The following is an 18,958-nucleotide window of genomic DNA, read 5'->3' on the forward strand; positions in this document are numbered from 1 at the left end:
TGACCGCGCTACCGCACCGTGGTGATCGAGTCGTCGGTGATGCCGGCGGCCCGACGGGCGGCCAACCGGCGCTTCTGCGGCTCGATGGTGTAACGGGGGTCCTTGGCCGACTCGATACCGGCCTCGAAGATCCCGAACCGGGTCAGCGCGGACGAACCCAGCAGGCACAACCCGGACACGGCTGCCACCCCACGATGCCGTCCGCCCATCACCGCGCCGAGACCGCCCACGACGGCGAGGATCTCGCTGGCTCGCAGCATCTTTCCGACCTTGCCGTGGTGCAGCGTCTCGGCCACCACCGGGTCCATGTTGCGGTGCATCACCTTCGACGCGGCCACGTCACCCGCGGCGCCGAGCACGGCGAGAACCCGGGCGGGGGCAGTCTCGTCGGTGGGTGTGGTCAGCAAGGCCAACCCGCCCGAGGCCATCGCGGCCGAGCTGACGAAGACGAACGGCAGCTCGTTGTGGGCCGCGTTCCAGGTCGGGGTGGCGGTATCGCCCAGCAGCACCGCGGTGTAGGCGGCCAACGGGGCGCCGAGCACGGCGGCCCAGATCCCGCCGCCGACGTCGACGGTGGGGAGCAGCGAGCGAAGCGGTCCCAGCGGCAGCCGGCTACCGGTCATCCGGTCCACCTCGACCGCGGCGGCGGCCCCGGCGCCAACGCTGAACGTGGCCAGGATCCAGGATCCCACGCTCATCGGAGAGGTCACCTTGAAGGTGCGCAGCATGTTGAGGAACCGCTCCGGGCGGCCGAGATCGGCGACCAGGGCCAGGCTGCCGACGCCGATCGCGCCGAGGGCCGACAGCCGGGAGTTGCGGCGCAGCCGCGGACGGCGGGTGAACTGGGCGCCCGCGGCCAGCAACGCCGAGCCTCCGGCCACGCCGCCGAGGAACAGGTACGCCGGGATCTCCTCGCCCCACGGCGGCGCCTTGACCACCGGTCGACCGTAGTAGGACTCGAACTCGACCTCCGGGACCATCGGCATCTCGCGCCCACCGTCGCCGCCGCTCGTCCGACGTCGCTGACCCGTACCCCGTGCACCCCCTCGGCGTCGGCGGCCCTCGGGTTCCGGTGGACGGAACGCGTCGAAATCCGACGTGGTCATCGACGGCCGCCGCTCAGGAACGAAATCGCCGCCGCGGCCAGCATTCCCGCGGCCGCGGCACCGGCCCGCCGCCACATCCGGGGCAGGTCGGCGGTGGGGACCCGCGGGTCCGGTGGCAGACCGTAGACCTCGGGTTCGTCGAGCAGCAGAAAGACCGAGCCGGTCCCGCCCACGCCGTCGTTCTCGTTGGCCCCGTACAGCCGGGCCTCGGTCTGGCCCTGCTCGTGGAGTTGGGCGACCCGCTCCCTGGCCGCCACCACCAGATCGTCGTGGTCGCCGTACTTGATCGACGTGGTCGGGCAGGTCTGCGCGCAGGCCGGGGTCTGACCCTCGACGATGCGGTCGTAGCAGAGGGTGCACTTCTGGGCCACGTGGTTCGGGGCGACCTCGGGGTGCTCGGGCCGGTCGGCCTGGGTGCCGTACGTCCCGTCGTCCCTGCGCTCGACCACGCCGAACGGGCAGCCCGCCACACAGGTGCCGCAGCCGTTGCAGACGTCGGCCTGCACGACCACGGTGCCGAACTCGGTGCGGAACAGTGCACCGGTCGGGCAGACGTCCAGGCATCCGGCGTGCGTGCAGTGCTTGCACACGTCCGAGGACATCAACCAGCGGAACTCCGGGGTGTCCGGTGGGCTCAGGTCAGGCTCGGGAAGTGTTGTCGCGGAACCGTTCCGGATGGTCGGCATGCCCAGGCCGACCAGCGCGCGACCGGACGCCCGGGCTTGTTCGATCCGGTCCTGCCCCTGCTCGACGAAGGCCACGTGCCGCCAGGTGCTGGCGCCCAGGGCCCCCGTGTTGTCGTACGACGAGCCGAGCAGCTGCAGGTCACCGTCGCGGGGGTTGCGGTTCCATTCCTTGCAGGCCACCTCGCAGGCCTTGCAGCCGATGCAGATCGACGTGTCGGTGAAAAACCCCTTACGGGGGTGCGTGTGCTCCCATCCCGCGTCGGCGGTCGGATCGGTGGGTCCGCTGAGCTGGCCCATCAGCCGCGCACTCCTTCGTGGGCCGGGTCGGTGACCGGCTGGTTGTCGGTCTGCACGGTCGTGCCCGACCGCGACTGGTACTCGTTGACCAGGCGCTGCAGGTCCTCGCCCTGGGGCCGCCGGCCGGGACGGATGTCGCAGGACCCGGCCTTGGACTCCTGGATCTGGACGTTCGGATCCAGGGTGATGCCCAGCAGGTCGTTGGCCGCGTCACCGCTGACCACCGCGTCACCACCGACGCCCCAGTGGTATGGCAGGCCGATCTGGTGCACCGTGCGCCCGCCCACGGTCAATGGCCGCACCCGGTCCGTGACCAGGACCTTGGCCTCGATGGCCGCCCGCGGCGAGACGATGGTCGCCCACCCGAAATTCTCCAGACCGCGTTCGGCGGCCAGTTCCGGCGAGACCTCACAGAACATCTCGGGCTGCAGCTCCGCGAGATACGGCAGCCACCGGCTCATCCCGCCCGCGGTGTGGTGCTCGGTCAGCCGATAGGTGGTGAAGATGAACGGGTACACATCGGCCCCCGGCGCGTCGGCACTGGGCGCCCACAGGTTGTCCTTGCGCGGGAACGTGACCCGCGACGGGTTCTGCTGCTGCGGGTAGAGCGCGTTGCCGACGGGGGATTCCTGCGGCTCGTAATGGGTGGGCAGCGGGCCGTCGAGCATCCCCTTGGGCGCGAACAGCCACCCCTTGCCATCGGACTGCATGATGAACGGATCGTCGCCGGCCAACGCCGCCGCTCCACCCTGGTCGGGGTCCGGCCGGGAATGCGGAGCCCGGTCGGCCACGAAATCCGGGATGTCGTCCCCGGTCCACCGGCCCTGCTCGGCGTCCCACCAGACCAGCTTCTTGCGCTCGCTCCACGGCTTGCCGTCCGGATCGGCCGAGGCCCGGTTGTACAGGATCCGGCGGTTGGCCGGCCACGCCCAGCCCCACTCGTTCTGACTGGGCCCGTCGCCACCCTGCGGCACCCGGTTGGCGGCCTGGTTCACGCCGCCCGCATAGACGCCGGTGTAGATCCAGCAACCACCGGCGGTCGAGCCGTCCGCCCGCATCTGGGTGTAGGAGGACAGCGGCTCGCGGTCGTCGGGGCCGCCGACGCGGTAACCGTTGATCTCGGCCAGCACCGCCTCCGAGATCACCTCGCCGTGCTCGTCGACCGGGTAGTCCCAGGTCAGGTCGAGCAGCGGCCGATCCCGCGGATCGGTGGACCCGGCCAGCCGCTGGCGGATCCGCACCCCCAGCTCGTGGAAGAAGTCGAGTTCGCTCTGCGCCTGCCCGGGCGGGTCGACCGCCTTCTCACGCCACTGCACCAGCCGTTGGGTCTGGGTGAAGGAGCCGGCCTTCTCCACGTGGCTGGCCGCGGGCATGAAGAACACCTCGGTGGCGATGTCCTGCGTGGTCAACTCGCCGGAGGCAATCTCCGGGCCGTCCTTCCACCAGGTGGCCGATTCGATGAGGTTGAGATCGCGGACGACCAGCCATTTCAGGTGCGACATGGCCATTCGCTGGAGCCGGCCGTTCGCCGATCCGACCGCCGGGTTCTGGCCCAGGATGAAGTAGCCGTCGACCTCGTCGTCCATCATCGCCATCAAGGTCTGATAGGTGCCGTGCGGGCCGGTCAGTTTGGGCAGATAGTCGTAGGCCCAGTCGTTCTCGGCCGTCGCCGCGTCTCCCCACCAGGCCTTGAGCAGGCTGATGGTGTAGGCGTCGGCGTCGGTCCAGAAGCCCTTCTGCTGCTTGCCGGCGATCGTGTCCAGGTAATTGCGGAAGGTGTCGTGACGGCCGGCCATCGGCATCGGAAGGTAGCCGGGCAGCAGGTTGAACAGGGTGGGGATGTCGGTCGAACCCTGGATGCTGGCGTGTCCGCGCAGCGCCATGATCCCGCCGCCCGGCCGCCCCATGTTGCCCAGCAGCAGCTGCAGGATCGCGGCCGTGCGGATGAACTGGGCGCCCAGGGTGTGCTGGGTCCAGCCGACGGCGTACGCGAAACAGGTGGTGCGGTCGCGCCCGGAGTTCTCGGTGACCGCCTTGGCCAGGTACGCGAAGTCAGCGGCATTGATGCCGCAGACCTCCTGCACCATCTCCGGGGTGTACCGGGCGTAGTGCCGACGCAGGATCTGGAACACCGTCCGGGGGTGCTGCAGGGTCTCGTCCCGCTGCACCCGGGCGTGCGGCAGGGGCGGACCGCCGCTGCCGTGTTCGTGACCGCCGGCCCGGGTCGAGGCGTCGGCCCCGTGCTCGTTGACCGCCTCGCCCTCGAGCTGGCTGTCGCCGTCCTCCTCGGCGTAGCCCCAGCTGGTCAGGTCGTACTTTCCGGTCTGGGGATCGAACCCGGAGAACAGCCCGCCGAGATCCTCGGTGTCGCGGTAGTCCTCGGTGATGATCGTGGCCGCGTTGGTGTACGGGATCACGTAGTCACGGAACCACAGGTCGTTGTCCAACACGTACCTGATCAGCGCCCCGAGCAGCACCACGTCCGATCCGGCGCGGATCGGCATGTACTTGTGCGCGATCGCCGACGTGCGGGTGTACCGCGGATCGATGTGGATGATCCGCGCCCCGCGGGCCTTGGCCTCGGACACCCACTGGAAGCCCACCGGGTGGCACTCGGCCATGTTGGAACCCTGGATCACGATGCAGTCGGCGTTCGCCATGTCCTGCAGGGATTGCGTCGCGCCGCCGCGTCCGAACGAGGCCCCCAGACTGGGAACCGTGGCGGAGTGTCAAATACGGGCCTGGTTCTCGACCTGGACAGCGCCGGCCGCCGTGAACAGCTTCTTGATGAGGTAGTTCTCCTCGTTGTCGAGGGTCGCGCCGCCCAGCGCCGCGATCCCCATGGTCCGGCGGACGTGACGGCCCTGCGGGTCCGTGTCCTGCCAGTGAGCCTGGCGGGCGGCCAGGAACCGATCGGCGATCATGTCGATCGCGGTGTCCCGGTCCAACGGCTGCCATTCGGTGGCATGCGGTGCGCGATAGAGGATCTCGGTCTGCCGGCCGGGCGAGTTGACCAGCTGCTCACTGGCCGAACCCTTGGGACACAGCCGTCCGCGGGAGATCGGCGAGTCAGGGTCGCCCTCGATCTGCACGACCCGCTCATCCTTGACGAAAACCTTTTGGCCGCAACCCACCGCGCAGTACGGGCAGACGCTGCGGGCGACCCGGTCGGCGGTCACGGTCCGTGGGGTCACGGCACGGGTCTGCGGCGACGTCACCGCGGGCCCCCGGCCCAGCACGTCGCCGGAGCGCAGCTGCCGGACCACCGGCCACTGCAGAGGACTCCATCGCGCCACGACGACACCGTAACCCCGGAGCCCGACTGTCGGGTGATCGGTACCGGTATTTCGTGCTGAGCCCGCCGCGAAGGGGTAATAGTTTGCCGCGCAAATGTTCCGGACCCAGGAATGGGGGCCGGCGTCCGGAGGAGGCAGCCAATGTCGGCGGAAGCCATCGGGAAGACCGTCACCAGCACCATCCCGGCCCGTCTGGACCGATTGCCCTGGTCCCCGTTCCACACCAGACTCGTCCTGGCCCTCGGCGTGGCCTGGGTGCTGGACGGGTTGGAGATCACCGTGGCCAGCGCCATCGGGGCGACGCTCACCGAGCCGAGCACCCTGGGGTTGTCGTCGGCCGAGGTCGGCCTGATCGCGACCGTCTACCTGGCCGGCGAGGTGGTCGGTGCCCTGTGGTTCGGCCGGCTGTCGGACAAACTGGGACGGCGCAAGCTGTTCATGATCACCCTCGGCGTCTACCTGCTCGGTTCCGGGCTCACCGCCCTGACGCTCGGCTCGGGCACCGGCTGGGTGCTCTTCCTGTACGCCACCCGGTTCATCGCCGGCATGGGCATCGGCGGTGAGTACGCGGCGATCAACTCGGCGATCGACGAGCTCATTCCGGCCAAGTATCGCGGGCGCATCGACATCGCCGTCAACGGGACCTACTGGTTCGGCGCGGTTCTCGGCACCCTGGGCACGCTGTTCCTGCTCAACGTGCTGGACCCGTCGATCGGCTGGCGGCTCGGTTTCCTCATCGGTCCGGTGCTCGGCCTGGTCATTCTGGTCGTCCGCCGGCACCTGCCGGAGAGTCCTCGGTGGCAGATCATGCACGGCCAGGCCGAGGCGGCCGAGGAGTCGATCACCGACATCGAGCACCGGGTGCGGGCCACCGGCCATGATCTGCCACCCGTCGACCCGGACAAGTCGATCGAGCTGCGGCCCGAGCGCAGCCACGGGTACCTCGCGCTGCTGAAGGTGCTGTTCAAGACCTACCCGCAGCGGTCCATCCTGGGTGCGACGTTGATGATCACGCAGTCGTTCCTGTACAACTCGATCTTCTTCACCTACACCCTGGTGCTCGGCAAGTTCTACGGCGTGCCGGCCAGTGCCACCCCCTGGTATCTCATCGCGTTCGCGGTCGGCAACTTCATCGGACCGCTGGTGCTGGGGCACCTGTTCGACACCCTGGGCCGGAAGAAGATGATCGCCGGGACGTACATCCTGTCCGGCGCGCTGTTGGCGGTCAGCGCGTTCCTGTTCGAGGCCGGCCTGCTCAACGCGGTCACCCAGACCATCGCCTGGTGCGCCATCTTCTTCTTCGCCTCCGCCGGCGCTTCTTCGGCCTACCTGACGGTCAGCGAGATCTTCCCGCTCGAGGTCCGGGCCATGGCCATCGCCGTGTTCTTCGCCATCGCCCAGGGCTTCGGTGCGCTCGGCCCGGTGATCTACGGCTTCCTCATCGGCGACGGCTCCAACCCCACCGCGCTGATGTGGGGCTACCTGATGGCCGCCGCGATCATGATCGTCGGCGGGCTGGTCGAGGTGTTCCTCGGCATCGATGCCGAGGGCAAGTCGCTCGAGGACATCGCCCTGCCGTTGTCGGCGCTGGAGAACGCCGACCGCTGAGTCGACATGTCAGATATGACGGGTCCGAGGTCGGGAGACCGGTCGGTGGTGGCATGTCGATCAGGGGCCCACCCGCCTCGGCGGAGCGCGCGCTGCACCCGGTCGACCACGTCCTGCGGGCGGCAGAACAGCTCGTCGGCCAAGGCAACGGCAGTGGCCACAGGATTGCCGCGGTGAGGTGGCTGAGGAAAGCGTCGGCCGGCGCGGCGACCATCAGGGCCCGGCAGCGGGCAACCAGGTCGTTCGCCTCCCACGGGGCCTGAGCTGTCCGCACTCACCGCCCACGCCACCCGATCGACGTGCCACCAACGACAGGTTCGGGTCAGCAGACCCGTCGGGACTGGCATGTCGATCTGCGGAAGCGACTCGAAGGGGTCGCGCACGCCCGAGAACCCTTGCCATGCTGTGGGCCATGGAGCTGCGCAGCCTGGAGTACTTCGTCGCGGTGGCCGACGAGCGGTCGTTCACCCGCGCCGCGCAGCTGTGCCACGTCACCCAGTCGACGATCAGCGCGCAGATCTCCGGTCTGGAGAAGCAACTGGGGGAGCCGCTGTTCGACCGCTCTGGTCGGGAAGTCGGGCTGACCGAGGGCGGGCAGGTGCTGCTGCCGTACGCCCGTCGCTGTCTGGCCGCGGCGGCCGACGCGCGGGCCGAGTTCTCCGCCCGGGCCGGGTTGGAACGGGGCGAACTGCGGATCGGCACCGGCGGCGGGGTGGAACACACCGCCATCCCCGAGTTGCTCGGACGGTTGCACCGCGAGCGCCCCGGCATCGACATCCATCTCGTCGAGGCGACGAGTGGACCGCTGCTGGATCTGCTGTTGCAGGGCCGGCTGCACGCCGCCGTCATCGCCCGCCCGGTCGAGGCGCTGCCGCCGACCGTCACCGCCGCTCCGCTCTTCACCGGCCGGCTGGTGGCCGCATTCGACCCCGCGGTCTATCGGCTGGACGAGCCGGTGTCCCTGGCCGAGCTGGCCGGCCATCCGGTGATCAGCTACCCGACCACCAGCGCACTGCGGACCCGACTGGACGCCGCGGCCCGCGACCAGGGGGTCACGCTGGCGGTCAACTACGTCGCCAACGACGTCCGCCTGCAGACGGCGTTCGCCCGCGAGGGCGTCGGTGTGGCCGTCTCGCTCGGCGCGGACCCCGCGCTGGGCGACCTGCGCGGGTTGGCCGTGCGCTCGATCTCACCGGCGGTACCGATCGAGAAGATCCTGGTCTGGCGGACCGACATCGTCGCCTGCGCGCCGCTCCGGGCTTTCCTGGCCCTGTGGAACGAGTGGTCCACCGACGATGAGCGACGGTCGGCCTGAGCGCCCCGCATCGGGGGACGGAACGCTCAGGCCGGTCGCCCGGCCATGTGGTGGTCAGGACCGGAAGAATTCCAGGAGATCGGCGTTGATGACGTCGGCGTGCACGGTCGGCATGCCGTGCGGATACCCCGGGTAGGACTTCAACGTGCCCTGCGGGAGCAGCTTCGCCGACAGCGGTCCCGAGTCGGCGTAGGGCACCACCTGGTCGTCCTCGCCGTGCATCACCAGGACCGGGATGTCGACCGCCTTCAGGTCCTCGGTGAAATCGGTCTGCGAGAAGGCGACCACCCCGTCGTAGTGCGCCTTGGCGCCACCCGACATGCCCTGCCGCCACCAGTTGGCGATGATGCCCGGGTCAGGCTCCACCCCGTCGCGGTTGTAGCCGTAGAACGGACCGGACGGGAACGACCAGAACAGCGAGGCCCGGTTCGTCGCCACCTGCTCCTGCAGCCCGTCGAAGAACGACTTGGGCAGGCCCCCCGGATTGTCCTCGGTCTGCACCATGATGGGCGGGACCGCCGACACCAGCACCGCCTTCGCGGCCCGGTCGACCCCGTGCCGGGCCAGATAGTGGATGACCTCGCCGCCGCCGGTCGAGTGACCGACGTGCAGCGCGTCGCGCAGATCGAGATGCCGCACGACGGCCGCCAGATCGTCGGCGTAGTGGTCCATGTCGTGGCCGTCGGCCACCTGCGCCGACCGGCCGTGGCCGCGCCGGTCGTGGGCGACCACCCGGTAGCCGTGGGCCAGGAAGAACATCAGCTGGGCGTCCCAGTCGTCGGACGACAGCGGCCAGCCGTGGCTGAAGACCACCGGTTGCCCCGATCCCCAGTCCTTGTAGAAGATCTCCACCCCGTCGTCCGTGGTCACCGTGGGCATCCGGCGGTCCGCCTCTCAGCACGGCGGGTCCGGAGATCGTCCGTCCCGCAGTCGATGTCGTCGACCAAGACGCTAGGACGCGGCCGCCGTGTCCGATAGGTACCGGATCATGAGGAATTTCGATGGAGCCATCGACGCGACGGATGTCGACGACTCGCTGCTCGGGCGGAGGACCCTGCGGGTCCGTGGTCCGTCAGGGTGGTGGGACGTCCTAGGGGCCTGGGTCGCCGGTCGGGAAGGCCGGGCGGGCACCCGCGGGCAGGTCGAGCGGGAGCACGGCAGTCATCAGGGTGCCGGCCCCGGGTGTGCTGACCAGGATCAGACGACCACCGAGGACATCCGCACGATCGACCAACCCCCGGATGCCGGTGCCGTTCTCGATCGCCGCACCCCCGCACCCGTCGTCCTCGATCTCGACGGTCAACGTCCCGTCGCGGACGGTGAGATCGACCGAGACCCGGCGGGCCCCGGCGTGTTTGATGACGTTGGCGACCGCCTCGGCGACCACGAAGTAGGCGGTGCTCTGGATCGCCAGGGGGAGGGGACCGATGTCCGCCAGGCGCAGGCTCGATCGGATCGGCAGCCGGTCGAGCAGGTCCTCGGTCGCCGCGACCAGGCCCCGTTCGACCAGTGACGAGGGCATGACCGCGTGCACCAGGGCCCGGAGTTCGGCCGCCGCGGCGTCGATGCGCTGGCGCAGTTCCGTCGCGTGGTCCCGGGGTTCGGAGCCGATGTCGAGGCTGTTGGCCACCTGCTGCGCGTCGAGGGCCAGCAGCACCAGCTTGACCTGGAGGCCGTCGTGCAGGTCCTGGGCGATCCGGCGACGTTCCTGGTCGGCGGTCCGCACGATCCGTTCCCGGGAGCGCCGCAGCGACTGCTCGCTGACCCGCAGCGCGGCGGTCAGCCGCTCCCGGTCGACCCCGAGGGCGACCACCCGGCCGGCCGCCCGGACCAGTTCGGGGTCGTCGATCAGGTCGGCGTCGTAGACGATCGCCGCGATCGTGCTGCCGGACAGCTCGATCCCGACCCACGCCCGATCGGCCCGTGACTCCGCCGGTAGTTCGACCGTCGTGCCCGCGGCGTCGACCCAGCGCTGCTGACCGGCGACCCGGAACGCGAGTTCCAGGCTGGGGTCGCCCAGGACGGACGACAACGCCCCACCGAGCTCGGAACGCTGGTCGTCGCCCGACCCCAGCCAGGTCGACAGTTCCTGCAGCTCGCCGGTGCGGGCGAAGCCGCCGCGAAACACGGCCGCCGCGAAGGCGACAGGGATGCCGGCGATGACGACCAGCTGCGTCAGGATGACCACGTCGAACGGCATTCCGAAGAAGCGGCCGAGCAGGTTGGCCGACAGCGGGATCCACAGCACCGCCAGCAGCCCGTAGCCGAACAACGGAATGAGGACCCGCCGCTGGAACGGCTGGGCGCGCCGCAGCCGGACGGCGAGGATCACCGTCGTGGCCACCATGACCGCGGTCCCGGACAACGCCTGCACCACCGTGCCGATCTCGAGCAGGTCGGGTCGGTCGGCGACGAACCAGGGCAGGCCCGCCGCAGCAGGATCGAAGGCATAGAGCGGGATCTGCAGAACGAAGCAGACCAGGTACCCGGCGATGACGGTCAACCGGGACGCCCGCCCCCGGACCCTCCCGGAAGGAAAAGCGTGCAGCAGGTGGACCATGACCGAGAGGGGAGCGGTCGCGAACACCGCCCCCACGGTGGCGACCGGGATCGCGGCGCTGCTGCTGGCGGCGGCCAGGTTCAAGGTGATCCCGCCCCACACCATCAGCGCACCCATGCCGTTGCTGGGCCGGCGCCACCAGGCGAAGACACCGGTGACCACCCACAACCAGCACACGGCCGTGTAGAAGACCATGTACGACGTGGGCTGACCGCTGTCGACCAGGTTCGTGAACAGCAGGCTGCTGACTGAGACCACGGCAAGGGTGAGGAACAGCAGCGCGCGGCGCAGCGACCGGACCAGGTCGGAGGCGGCTTTGCGGACCCCCGGCACGCTGCTGATGGACGCCGGTCCCACAGTCCCCGGCGTGCTGTCCGGTGGCGTCACGCGGATTCGCGGGTCAGGTACTTGAGCACGGCCTGCACCCGCCGGTGCCCGTCGTCGTCGGCGGCCAGGCCGAGGGCATCGTAGATCCGGGACGTGTGCTGGACGACGGCCTTCTCGGTGATGACCAGCTCGGCGGCGATGGCGCCGTTGCTCCGCCCCTGGGCGACCAGGGTCAACACCTCGTGCTGTCGGGGGGTGAGCCTGCTGATGGCGGTGTCGTCGTGACTGGCCCGGGCCACCATGATCGCCACGACCTCGGGGTCGATCACCGCGCCGCCGGCCGCTATCCGCCGCAGGTCACCGCAGAAGGTGTCGACGTCGGCGATCCGCTGCTTGAGCAGATAACCGATGCCCCGGCGCTTCTCGGTCAGCAACTCGATCGCGTACCGCCGCTGCACGTACTGGGAGAGCACGACGACGGCCATGTCCGGGTAGGTCCGCGCGACGTGCAGCGCAGCCACCATGCCCTCGTCGGTATGGGTCGGCGGCATACGGACGTCGGTGATGACCATGTCCGGCCGCACCTCGTCCGTCAGGCGGATCAGGTCGTCGGCGTTCTCCGCGGCGCCCGCCACCTCGATGTCGGCGGACCCCAGCACCAGGCGGAGCCCATGGCGCAGCAGCGCCTCGTCCTCGCCGATCACCACGCGCATGGCCGACCCCCGGGAAGCACGGCTCGGGCGCGGTGGATCCGCGCCGGCGACCCCAGTCTCGTGGATCGGCCCGGTCGGCGGAATGGACCCAGGCCCCCTGTCTGCAACCGGCGCCGCCCGGCGAGCCCGGGTGTCAGGGTCGCTGGTCGGCGGTGTCGAACTGACCTCGGAAGTACTCGCGCAGGGCTGTCATCGCCGGTGTGAAGGAGACCGCGCGGTGCCACGCCAAACCGATGCGCATGTCGGGAACGGGATCCCGCAGCACCACGGTGTCGACCTTCTTGCCCTCCAGGCTCCAGGGCCGGTAGACCATGTCCGAAAGGATGGCCACGCCGTCTCCGTTGGCCACGATGCTGCGCACGGCCTCGATGGACGACGTCTCGAGCAGCACCCGGGGCGAGAGCCCTCCCCAGTAGGAGCGGGTGGTGTAGTCAGCCTCGTCGACCGTCAGCTGGACGTAGGGGTGTTCGGCGACATCGGTCAGCCGCACCTCCGGCAGGTCCCCGAGGGCATGGCCGGGAGCGTGCCAGAGCCGGCGGCGGGAATGCACCAGGGTCTCGTGGTCCAGTTCGCGGCGGCGGATGTTGGAGGTCAGCACCAGTCCCAGATCGAGATGCCCGGAGTGCAGCAGGTCTTCGACCTCAGGCCGATCGAGCTCCAGCCACGAGATCTCCACCTGCGGGAACATGGCCCTCAGCCGCTGCAGGTGGTGCGGGACGAAGTACGCCATGACGGTGTACGTGACCCCGACCTGGATGTTGCCGCGCAGATCGGTGTCGCTCGTGGCCACCAGGGTGGCGTCGTCCATCAGTTGCAGGATGCGTCGCGCCTTGGGTAGGAACGCCCTGCCGGCCGGTGACAGGACGACCCCGCGGGGACCGCGGACGAAGAGTTCGGCCCGCAACTGCCGTTCGACCTCCTGCACGGCCATGGTGACCGCGGACTGCGAGACGTAGAGCTCGCGGGCGGCCGCGCTGATCTGCCCGGCGTCGGCCACCGCGACGACGTACTGCAGCTGTCGGAAGGACAACGAGGACATCACCGAGCTCGTCGTCATGGAACCTTCCTTGTCATCAGTTCTACCGATATGACGTCATCAGGATATTGATCTTGTCGATCACAGTCCACCGCCATAGCTTCCATTCCCAACAGAGGAAGGCGGGCGGATGACACGCACGGCACAGTCGGACCAACGATCGACCATCGACATCAACTGCGACATGGGTGAGGGCTTCGGCACCTGGACCGTCGGAGACGGCGTCGATGATCAGATCCTGCCGATGGTCAGCTCCGTCAACGTGGCCGCCGGCTTCCATGCGGGTGATCCGCTGACCATGTCCCGCACGGTCGAGCAGGCCCATGGCCTGGACATCGGGATCGGGGTGCACCCCGGGTTCCGTGACCTGGTGGGCTTCGGTCGTCGCCACATCGCCGCCGCCCCGGAGGAGCTGGTCGCCGACGTGCTCTACCAACTGGGCGCGCTGCGCGAATTCCTGCGCTACCACGGTGCACCGTTGCAGCATCTGAAGCTGCACGGCGCCCTGTACATGCACGCGGCCGCCGACGAGCCGTTTGCCGACGCGCTGACAGCGGCGCTGCAGCGCATCGACCCGGACCTCCCCGTGCTGGTGATGGCCGGCTCCACCGTGGACGTCGTCGCCTCCGCGGCCGGGCAACCGGTGGTCCGGGAGTTCTACGCCGATCGCCACTACGGCGACGACGGCCGCATCGTCTTCACCCGCGACATCGGCGCGCTGGACGCCGACGCCGTGGCGGCCAAGGTGTTGCGGGCCTGCCAGGACGGCACCGTCGAGACCGTGACCGGCGGCACCGTGCCCATCGACTTCGACTCCGTCTGCCTGCACAGCGACACCCCTGGTGCGCTGGAACTCATGACCCGGACGCGCGCCGCGCTCGACACCGCCGGAATTGCGGTGCGCTCGTTCGCGCGTTGACCGACCCGCGGGGTGCCGCCACCGACCGGCCCCGCCCGATGCCGTCATAGGCGGCCGGCATCGGACCTCTCACATCCCGTCACACGCTCGCCACGAGCGTGCCCCCCGACAAGGAGCCTCATGTCCGAGACCACGACGCCGCCGGAGACACGGTCGTCCGACGGCAGCGACACCGCCACCCACGCCATCGCCGACGCCGATCGGGCCGGTCGTGGATCGTTGACCATGGCCTGGTGGGGGGTCTGCAGTGCGCTGTTCTACATCTTCCTGGCGGCGACCCTGGCGATCGCCTACGGCACCGTCAACACCATCATCGCCATCGTGCTCACGATCGTCAGCTACGGCGTCGTCAACGGCGTGCTCGCCCGTTCGGCCATCAAGACCGGTCTGAGCGTCTCACTGTTCTCGCGGGTCCTCTTCGGGCGGGTGGGCGCCCTGGTGGCCACCGCGATCTTCTTCCTGACCGCCATCTACTACGCGGTGTTCGAGGGATCGGTCATCGCCGTCGCCGCCAGCCAGGTGGTCGGCGGACTGAGCTACGGCTGGGCCTGCGTGCTGGTCGTCGTCCTCGCCGTTCCGATGGTCTTCGGCAGCGTGCAGAAGTTCCTGGACAAGCTCAACGGTGTCCTGTTGCCGTTCTACGTCCTCGGCCTCATCGCCGCGGTGGTCGCCACCGTCGCGACCTACGGCTACAGCAACGCGTGGCTCACGTATCAGCCGGCCGGGGGAGCGCCGGGGACGGGCTGGTTCAGCGCCTACGTCGCCTACATGGGTGTGTGGGTCCTGATGATGTTCACCATGGACTTCGCGCGCTTCGGGAAGCGCTCCGATGTCGACTACCACGCCCGCTTCAACTTCGGTATCCCCTTCTACGTCATGACTTTCGGGGTGAACGGGCTTGTCGGCATCTTCCTGGTCACCTCCGGCGCGGTCGCTTCGGTCTCCGAGACCGCGGTCGTCGACCAGCTCATCACCGTCCTGGGCGGGGTGTGGGCACTGCTCTTCGTCTGGGTCACCCAGACCCGGATCAACACGGCCAACTTCTACCTGGCCACCGTCAACATGCAAGCGTTCTTCGACAAGCTCGGCATCCGGTTGACCAAAGCGGTCTGGGCCGTCGTGGTCGGGGTCGTCGCGCTCGTCATGATGCGCGCGACCGACGTGTTCAGTTACATCCTCACCGCTCTGAACTACCAGGGCATCTTCGTCACCGCCTGGGTCGGTATCGCGGTCGTGCACATCCTGAGCCCCGTCTACCGGCGGATGTTCGGTGACCAGGTGCGCTACCACTTCGATCAGGTACCGGCGTTCAACCCCGCTGGACTCATCGCCTGGTTCGGTGCGGCGATCACCGGTCTGGCCATGACCATCTCCGGGGTCGGCGCCGCCTGGGCGCCGGTCGCCACTGTCCTGATCTCCGCCGGCCTGTATGCCGCTTTGCAGCGGGTCGCCCGCCCGAGCTGGTACGCCACCGGTGTGCCGTCGGCGCCTGCCGTCACCCGTTGACGGGTCGCACGACCCGACCTCTCCCACCGCTGATCGACCGTCCGACGATTTGGAGAACCCCGTGAGCACCGTCCACGACGTCACCTCGCCCCTGCCCGGCACCTTCTACCACCGTGAGAGCCCTGCCAGCCCGCCGTTCGTCACGGTGGGCGCCACCGTCGCCGCAGGCGACACCGTCGGCCTCATCGAGGTCATGAAGATGTTCACCCCGGTCACCGCCGAGGTCGCCGGTGTGGTCACCGAGATCGTCGTGGAGGACGAGGACGCCGTGGATGCCGGTGACGTCCTGGTGCGGATCGAGGAACTGTGAGCGGAGCTCCCGCCGGGGTCGCCCGCCCCATCCGCCGGCTCCTCATCGCCAACCGCGGCGAGATCGCCGTCCGTCTCGTGCGTGCGGCCCAGGAGATGGGCATCACCGCGATCGTCGCGCACAGCGATCCGGACCTGGATTCGCTCGCCGTGCGGCTGGCCGACGAGGCCATCCGTATCGGTCCCGCCCACGCTCGCAAGAGTTATCTCGCGGTCGGGGCAGTGGTCGGCGCCGCTCTGGAGGTGAACGCCGACGCCGTCCACCCCGGATACGGCTTCCTCGCCGAGAACGCCGACTTCGCCCGCGCTGTCGTCGACGCCGGACTGATCTGGGTCGGACCCGACGCCGACACCATCTCGCGGATGGGTCACAAGGCGGAGGCGATCGCGACCGCCCGGAGTGCGGGTGTGCCGGTGGTCCCCGGCAGCGACGGCCTGGTCGAGTCCGACGACGCCGCCCACGAGATCGCCGCGAGCATCGGGTTTCCGTTGCTGATCAAGGCCGCCGCCGGGGGTGGGGGGCGCGGGATCCGTATCGCCTCCGACCCCGGGGAACTGACCGCAGCCATCGCCGCCGCCCGCCAGGAGGCGTCCGCGGCCTTCGGCGACCCCGGTGTGTACCTCGAGCGATTCGTCCCACGAGCCCGGCACATCGAGGTGCAGATCCTCGGGGACGGCGTGGATGCCGTGCACTTCTTCGAGCGCGACTGCTCGCTCCAGCGGCGCCGCCAGAAGATCTGGGAGGAAGCCCCCGCCGCCGCCCTCGACGACGCGACCCGCGAGCGGCTCTGCCGGTCGGCGGTCGACCTCGCCCGTTCCGTGGGGTACCGGGGGGCGGGAACGGTCGAGTATCTCTACGACCCCGACCGCGGGGAGTTCTACTTCATCGAGATGAACACGCGCATCCAGGTCGAGCACCCCATCACCGAGGAGATCTGCGGAGTCGACCTCATCCAGGCCATGCTGCTGGTCGCCGGGGGAGAGTCGCTGCCCGTGCGGCAGGACCAGGTGCACCGTCGCGGCCACGCGATCGAGGTGCGACTGAACGCCGAGGATCCCGACGCGGACTTCCGTCCCCAACCGGGCACGATCGCGGACGTGCGCTGGCCGGCCGGGCCCGGGGTACGGGTGGACGCCGCCGCCTTCCCGGGGTGGACCATCCCGCCGTTCTACGACTCGCTCATCGGCAAGCTCATCGTCTGGGCACCGGACCGGCCGTCCGCCCTCGCCCGGCTCCGTCGGGCGCTCGGCGAACTGCACATCGACGGTCCGGCCACCACCGCTCCGCTGTTCTCGCGGCTGGCCGACGATCCCGCGGTCGTCGACAACGACATCCACACCACCTGGATCGAGCAGTGGCTCAAGGGAGGGCAGGCATGACCCGCTACACACTCGGTGGCGACGAGCATCTGTTCGTCGAACTGTCGGAGAGCATGTCGCTGTCGGCGTTCTTCACCGGCAGCCTGATCACCCGGGAACTGGCGGCCCGCGGACTGTCCGGCATCCTCGACATCTGCCCGGCGAACGCCTCGTTCCAGGTGCGCTTCGATCCGGACGTCCTGCCGGTCGCCCGGCTGCGGGCTGAGCTGGAGGACATCGAGGCCGGTCTGGCTGCCGCATCCGGGATCCTCCAGACGCGGGTCATCGAGATACCCGTCCTGTACGACGATCCCTGGACCAACGAGACACAACTTCGTTTCCGCGATCGTCACCAGGACCCACAGTCGACGGACCTGCAGTACGCCGCCCGGATCAACGGCTACGACGACGTGCCGTCCTTCATCGAGGCGCACTCGGCGAAGCCGTGGTTCGTCTCGATGGTCGGCTTCGTCGCCGGGCTGCCGTTCATGTATCAGATGGTCGAGCGGGACAAGCAGATCCAGGTGCCCAAGTACCTGCGTCCGCGGACTGACACCCCGAAACTGACCGTGGGCTACGGAGGCTGCTTCAGCTGCATCTACTCGGTCCGCGGCGCCGGTGGGTACCAGATGTTCGGGGTGACCCCGGTCCCGATCTACGACCCCGAGCAGCGGATCGCGCACCTGTCGGACTTCCTGGTGCTGTTCCGACCCGGCGACATCGTGAAGTTCCGCCCGGTGGACCGGGCCGAGTACGACCGGATCGTGGCAGCGGTGGATAGCAACGAGTATCGCCTGCGCATCGCCCCCGTCGAGTTCTCCCTGCCGGACTTCGAGAGCGACCCGGCCGGTTACCCCGCTCGTCTCCTGGAGGTTCTCGATGCGCGTTGAGGTCGTCACACCCGGACTGGCCACGTCCGTGCAGGACGCCGGCCGAAGCGGCTACTACCACCTGGGCATCCCGCCGTCGGGTGCGATGGATCAGCTCTCCTACCGGGCCGGCAACCTGCTGGTCGGCAACCCGGAGACCGCTGCGTCGCTCGAATGCGCGCTGCTGGGGCCGGATCTGCGCTTCGAGCGGGACACTCGCCTGTCTCTGACCGGTGCGCGGACGCGGTTCACCGTCGACGGCGAGCCCCAACCCGCCGACACCGTCGTCGACGTCGCTGCCGGGCAGAAGGTCTCGGTCGGGTTCGCCACCGCGGGTGCGCGCGCCTACCTGGCGGTCGCCGGCGGGTTCGAGGTACCCGAACAGTTGGGAAGCCGCTCCACCTACGCACTCGGCGGTCTGGGCGGGCACCGCGGCCGTACCCTGCAGGCCGGTGACGAGCTGACCGTCGCGGGTCCGACCTCCCCGCCGCCGCCGGGCCGGGAGATCCCCGACGAGCTGCGGGTGCCGCTGCGCAAGGAATACGAGCTGCGGATGATCCGCGGTCTCTACGACCACCGGGTGCAACCGGACTCGATGGACACGTTCCTGGCCGAGACCTGGTCCGTCGCCTCGGAGGCCGACCGCATCGGGTACCGGTTGAAGGGGGGCACGCCACTGGACTTCGTCCCCCGGGAGGCCCCGTTCGGCGCCGGCGAGGACCCGTCGAACATCGTCGACGCCTGCTATCCGATCGGCTCCATCCAGGTCCCGTCGGGTCAGCAGCCGATCGTCCTGCATCGGGATGCCGTGTCCGGTGGCGGCTACATGATGGTCGGTACGGTCATCAGTGCCGATCTGGACCTCATCGGCCAGATGCCACCGAACACCCGGGTCCGCTTCACCTCCGTCTCCCTCGACGAGGCGCTGGCGGCGCGGGCCGACCGAGCCCGGTGGCTGGACAAGTTGCGTGCGGCGTTGGTCGGCTGACCGGTCCGTACTGAGACATCTCTGATCGCGATACGGCAGGGTGACCGGTAGCCGGTCGCCCCGT

The 18,958-nt window shown here is 69.4% G+C and carries 15 protein-coding genes; 8 read left to right on the forward strand and 7 right to left on the reverse strand.

The genetic code is table 11. From position 1 onward, the window contains the following. Positions 1 to 8 precede the first annotated feature (8 nt). The 3 genes from nrfD to fdh are packed head-to-tail and all read right to left on the reverse strand — an operon-like array spanning position 9 to position 5,385. Positions 9 to 1,106 carry an NrfD/PsrC family molybdoenzyme membrane anchor subunit gene (nrfD, locus tag FDO65_RS03500; protein ID WP_137448058.1) on the reverse strand — a complete coding sequence of 366 codons (1,098 nt, stop codon included), beginning with the start codon at positions 1,104 to 1,106 and terminating at the stop codon, positions 9 to 11. Further along, positions 1,103 to 2,089 (reverse strand): 4Fe-4S dicluster domain-containing protein, encoded by a 987-nt coding sequence (locus FDO65_RS03505; RefSeq protein ID WP_137448059.1) that lies wholly within the window; start codon positions 2,087 to 2,089, stop codon positions 1,103 to 1,105. The genes nrfD and FDO65_RS03505 overlap by 4 nt, the downstream gene beginning before the upstream one ends. Next, positions 2,089 to 5,385, reverse strand: coding sequence for a formate dehydrogenase (fdh, locus tag FDO65_RS03510; protein ID WP_137448060.1), 3,297 nt, complete (start codon positions 5,383 to 5,385; stop codon positions 2,089 to 2,091). Before fdh ends, FDO65_RS03505 begins: the two co-directional genes overlap by 1 nt. Positions 5,386 to 5,526: 141 nt before the next feature. Here fdh and FDO65_RS03515 point away from each other — a divergent pair, with 141 nt between their 5' ends. Beyond that, positions 5,527 to 6,993 carry an MFS transporter gene (locus tag FDO65_RS03515; RefSeq protein WP_137448061.1) on the forward strand — a complete coding sequence of 489 codons (1,467 nt, stop codon included), beginning with the start codon at positions 5,527 to 5,529 and terminating at the stop codon, positions 6,991 to 6,993. 412 nt (positions 6,994 to 7,405) lie between these two features. Then, a complete protein-coding gene (locus FDO65_RS03520) occupies positions 7,406 to 8,308 on the forward strand; it encodes a LysR family transcriptional regulator (protein ID WP_166442017.1) in 903 nt (300 codons plus the stop codon). 54 nt (positions 8,309 to 8,362) lie between these two features. On the opposite strand, the gene FDO65_RS03525 is transcribed toward FDO65_RS03520, so the two are convergent. The 4 genes from FDO65_RS03525 to FDO65_RS03540 all read right to left on the reverse strand — a co-directional run bounded on the left by FDO65_RS03525 (position 8,363) and on the right by FDO65_RS03540 (position 12,965). After that, on the reverse strand, positions 8,363 to 9,187 hold the full coding sequence (locus FDO65_RS03525; RefSeq protein WP_137448063.1) for an alpha/beta fold hydrolase: 825 nt from the start codon (positions 9,185 to 9,187) through the stop codon (positions 8,363 to 8,365). A 211-nt stretch (positions 9,188 to 9,398) separates the two neighbouring features. Further along, positions 9,399 to 11,225, reverse strand: a complete 1,827-nt coding sequence (locus FDO65_RS03530; protein WP_137448064.1) for a sensor histidine kinase — start codon at positions 11,223 to 11,225, stop codon at positions 9,399 to 9,401. Between the two features lie 26 nt (positions 11,226 to 11,251). Further along, positions 11,252 to 11,908 carry a response regulator gene (locus FDO65_RS03535; RefSeq protein WP_137448065.1) on the reverse strand — a complete coding sequence of 219 codons (657 nt, stop codon included), beginning with the start codon at positions 11,906 to 11,908 and terminating at the stop codon, positions 11,252 to 11,254. 133 nt (positions 11,909 to 12,041) lie between these two features. Continuing rightward, a complete protein-coding gene (locus FDO65_RS03540; RefSeq protein WP_205849758.1) occupies positions 12,042 to 12,965 on the reverse strand; it encodes a LysR family transcriptional regulator in 924 nt (307 codons plus the stop codon). Positions 12,966 to 13,074: 109 nt separating this feature from the next. On the opposite strand from FDO65_RS03540, the gene FDO65_RS03545 reads away from it, so the two are divergent. From FDO65_RS03545 to FDO65_RS03570, 6 genes are all read left to right on the forward strand, one after another. Further along, complete coding sequence (locus tag FDO65_RS03545; protein WP_137448066.1) at positions 13,075 to 13,863, forward strand: 5-oxoprolinase subunit PxpA; 789 nt, start codon at positions 13,075 to 13,077, stop codon at positions 13,861 to 13,863. Positions 13,864 to 13,983: 120 nt separating this feature from the next. Continuing rightward, entirely contained in the window at positions 13,984 to 15,369 is a 1,386-nt protein-coding gene (locus tag FDO65_RS03550; RefSeq protein WP_137448067.1) for a purine-cytosine permease family protein, read from the forward strand. Between the two features lie 61 nt (positions 15,370 to 15,430). Next, positions 15,431 to 15,679 (forward strand): acetyl-CoA carboxylase, encoded by a 249-nt coding sequence (locus FDO65_RS22415; protein WP_205849759.1) that lies wholly within the window; start codon positions 15,431 to 15,433, stop codon positions 15,677 to 15,679. Then, positions 15,676 to 17,058 carry an acetyl-CoA carboxylase biotin carboxylase subunit gene (locus FDO65_RS03560; RefSeq protein WP_137448069.1) on the forward strand — a complete coding sequence of 461 codons (1,383 nt, stop codon included), beginning with the start codon at positions 15,676 to 15,678 and terminating at the stop codon, positions 17,056 to 17,058. Before FDO65_RS22415 ends, FDO65_RS03560 begins: the two co-directional genes overlap by 4 nt. Next, entirely contained in the window at positions 17,055 to 17,927 is an 873-nt protein-coding gene (locus tag FDO65_RS03565) for a 5-oxoprolinase subunit B family protein (RefSeq protein WP_137448070.1), read from the forward strand. Before FDO65_RS03560 ends, FDO65_RS03565 begins: the two co-directional genes overlap by 4 nt. Continuing rightward, entirely contained in the window at positions 17,917 to 18,894 is a 978-nt protein-coding gene (locus tag FDO65_RS03570) for a 5-oxoprolinase subunit C family protein (RefSeq protein ID WP_137448071.1), read from the forward strand. Before FDO65_RS03565 ends, FDO65_RS03570 begins: the two co-directional genes overlap by 11 nt. Positions 18,895 to 18,958 lie beyond the last annotated feature (64 nt).

The sequence above is a fragment of the Nakamurella flava genome (assembly GCF_005298075.1).
GTDB lineage: Bacteria > Actinomycetota > Actinomycetes > Mycobacteriales > Nakamurellaceae > Nakamurella > Nakamurella flava.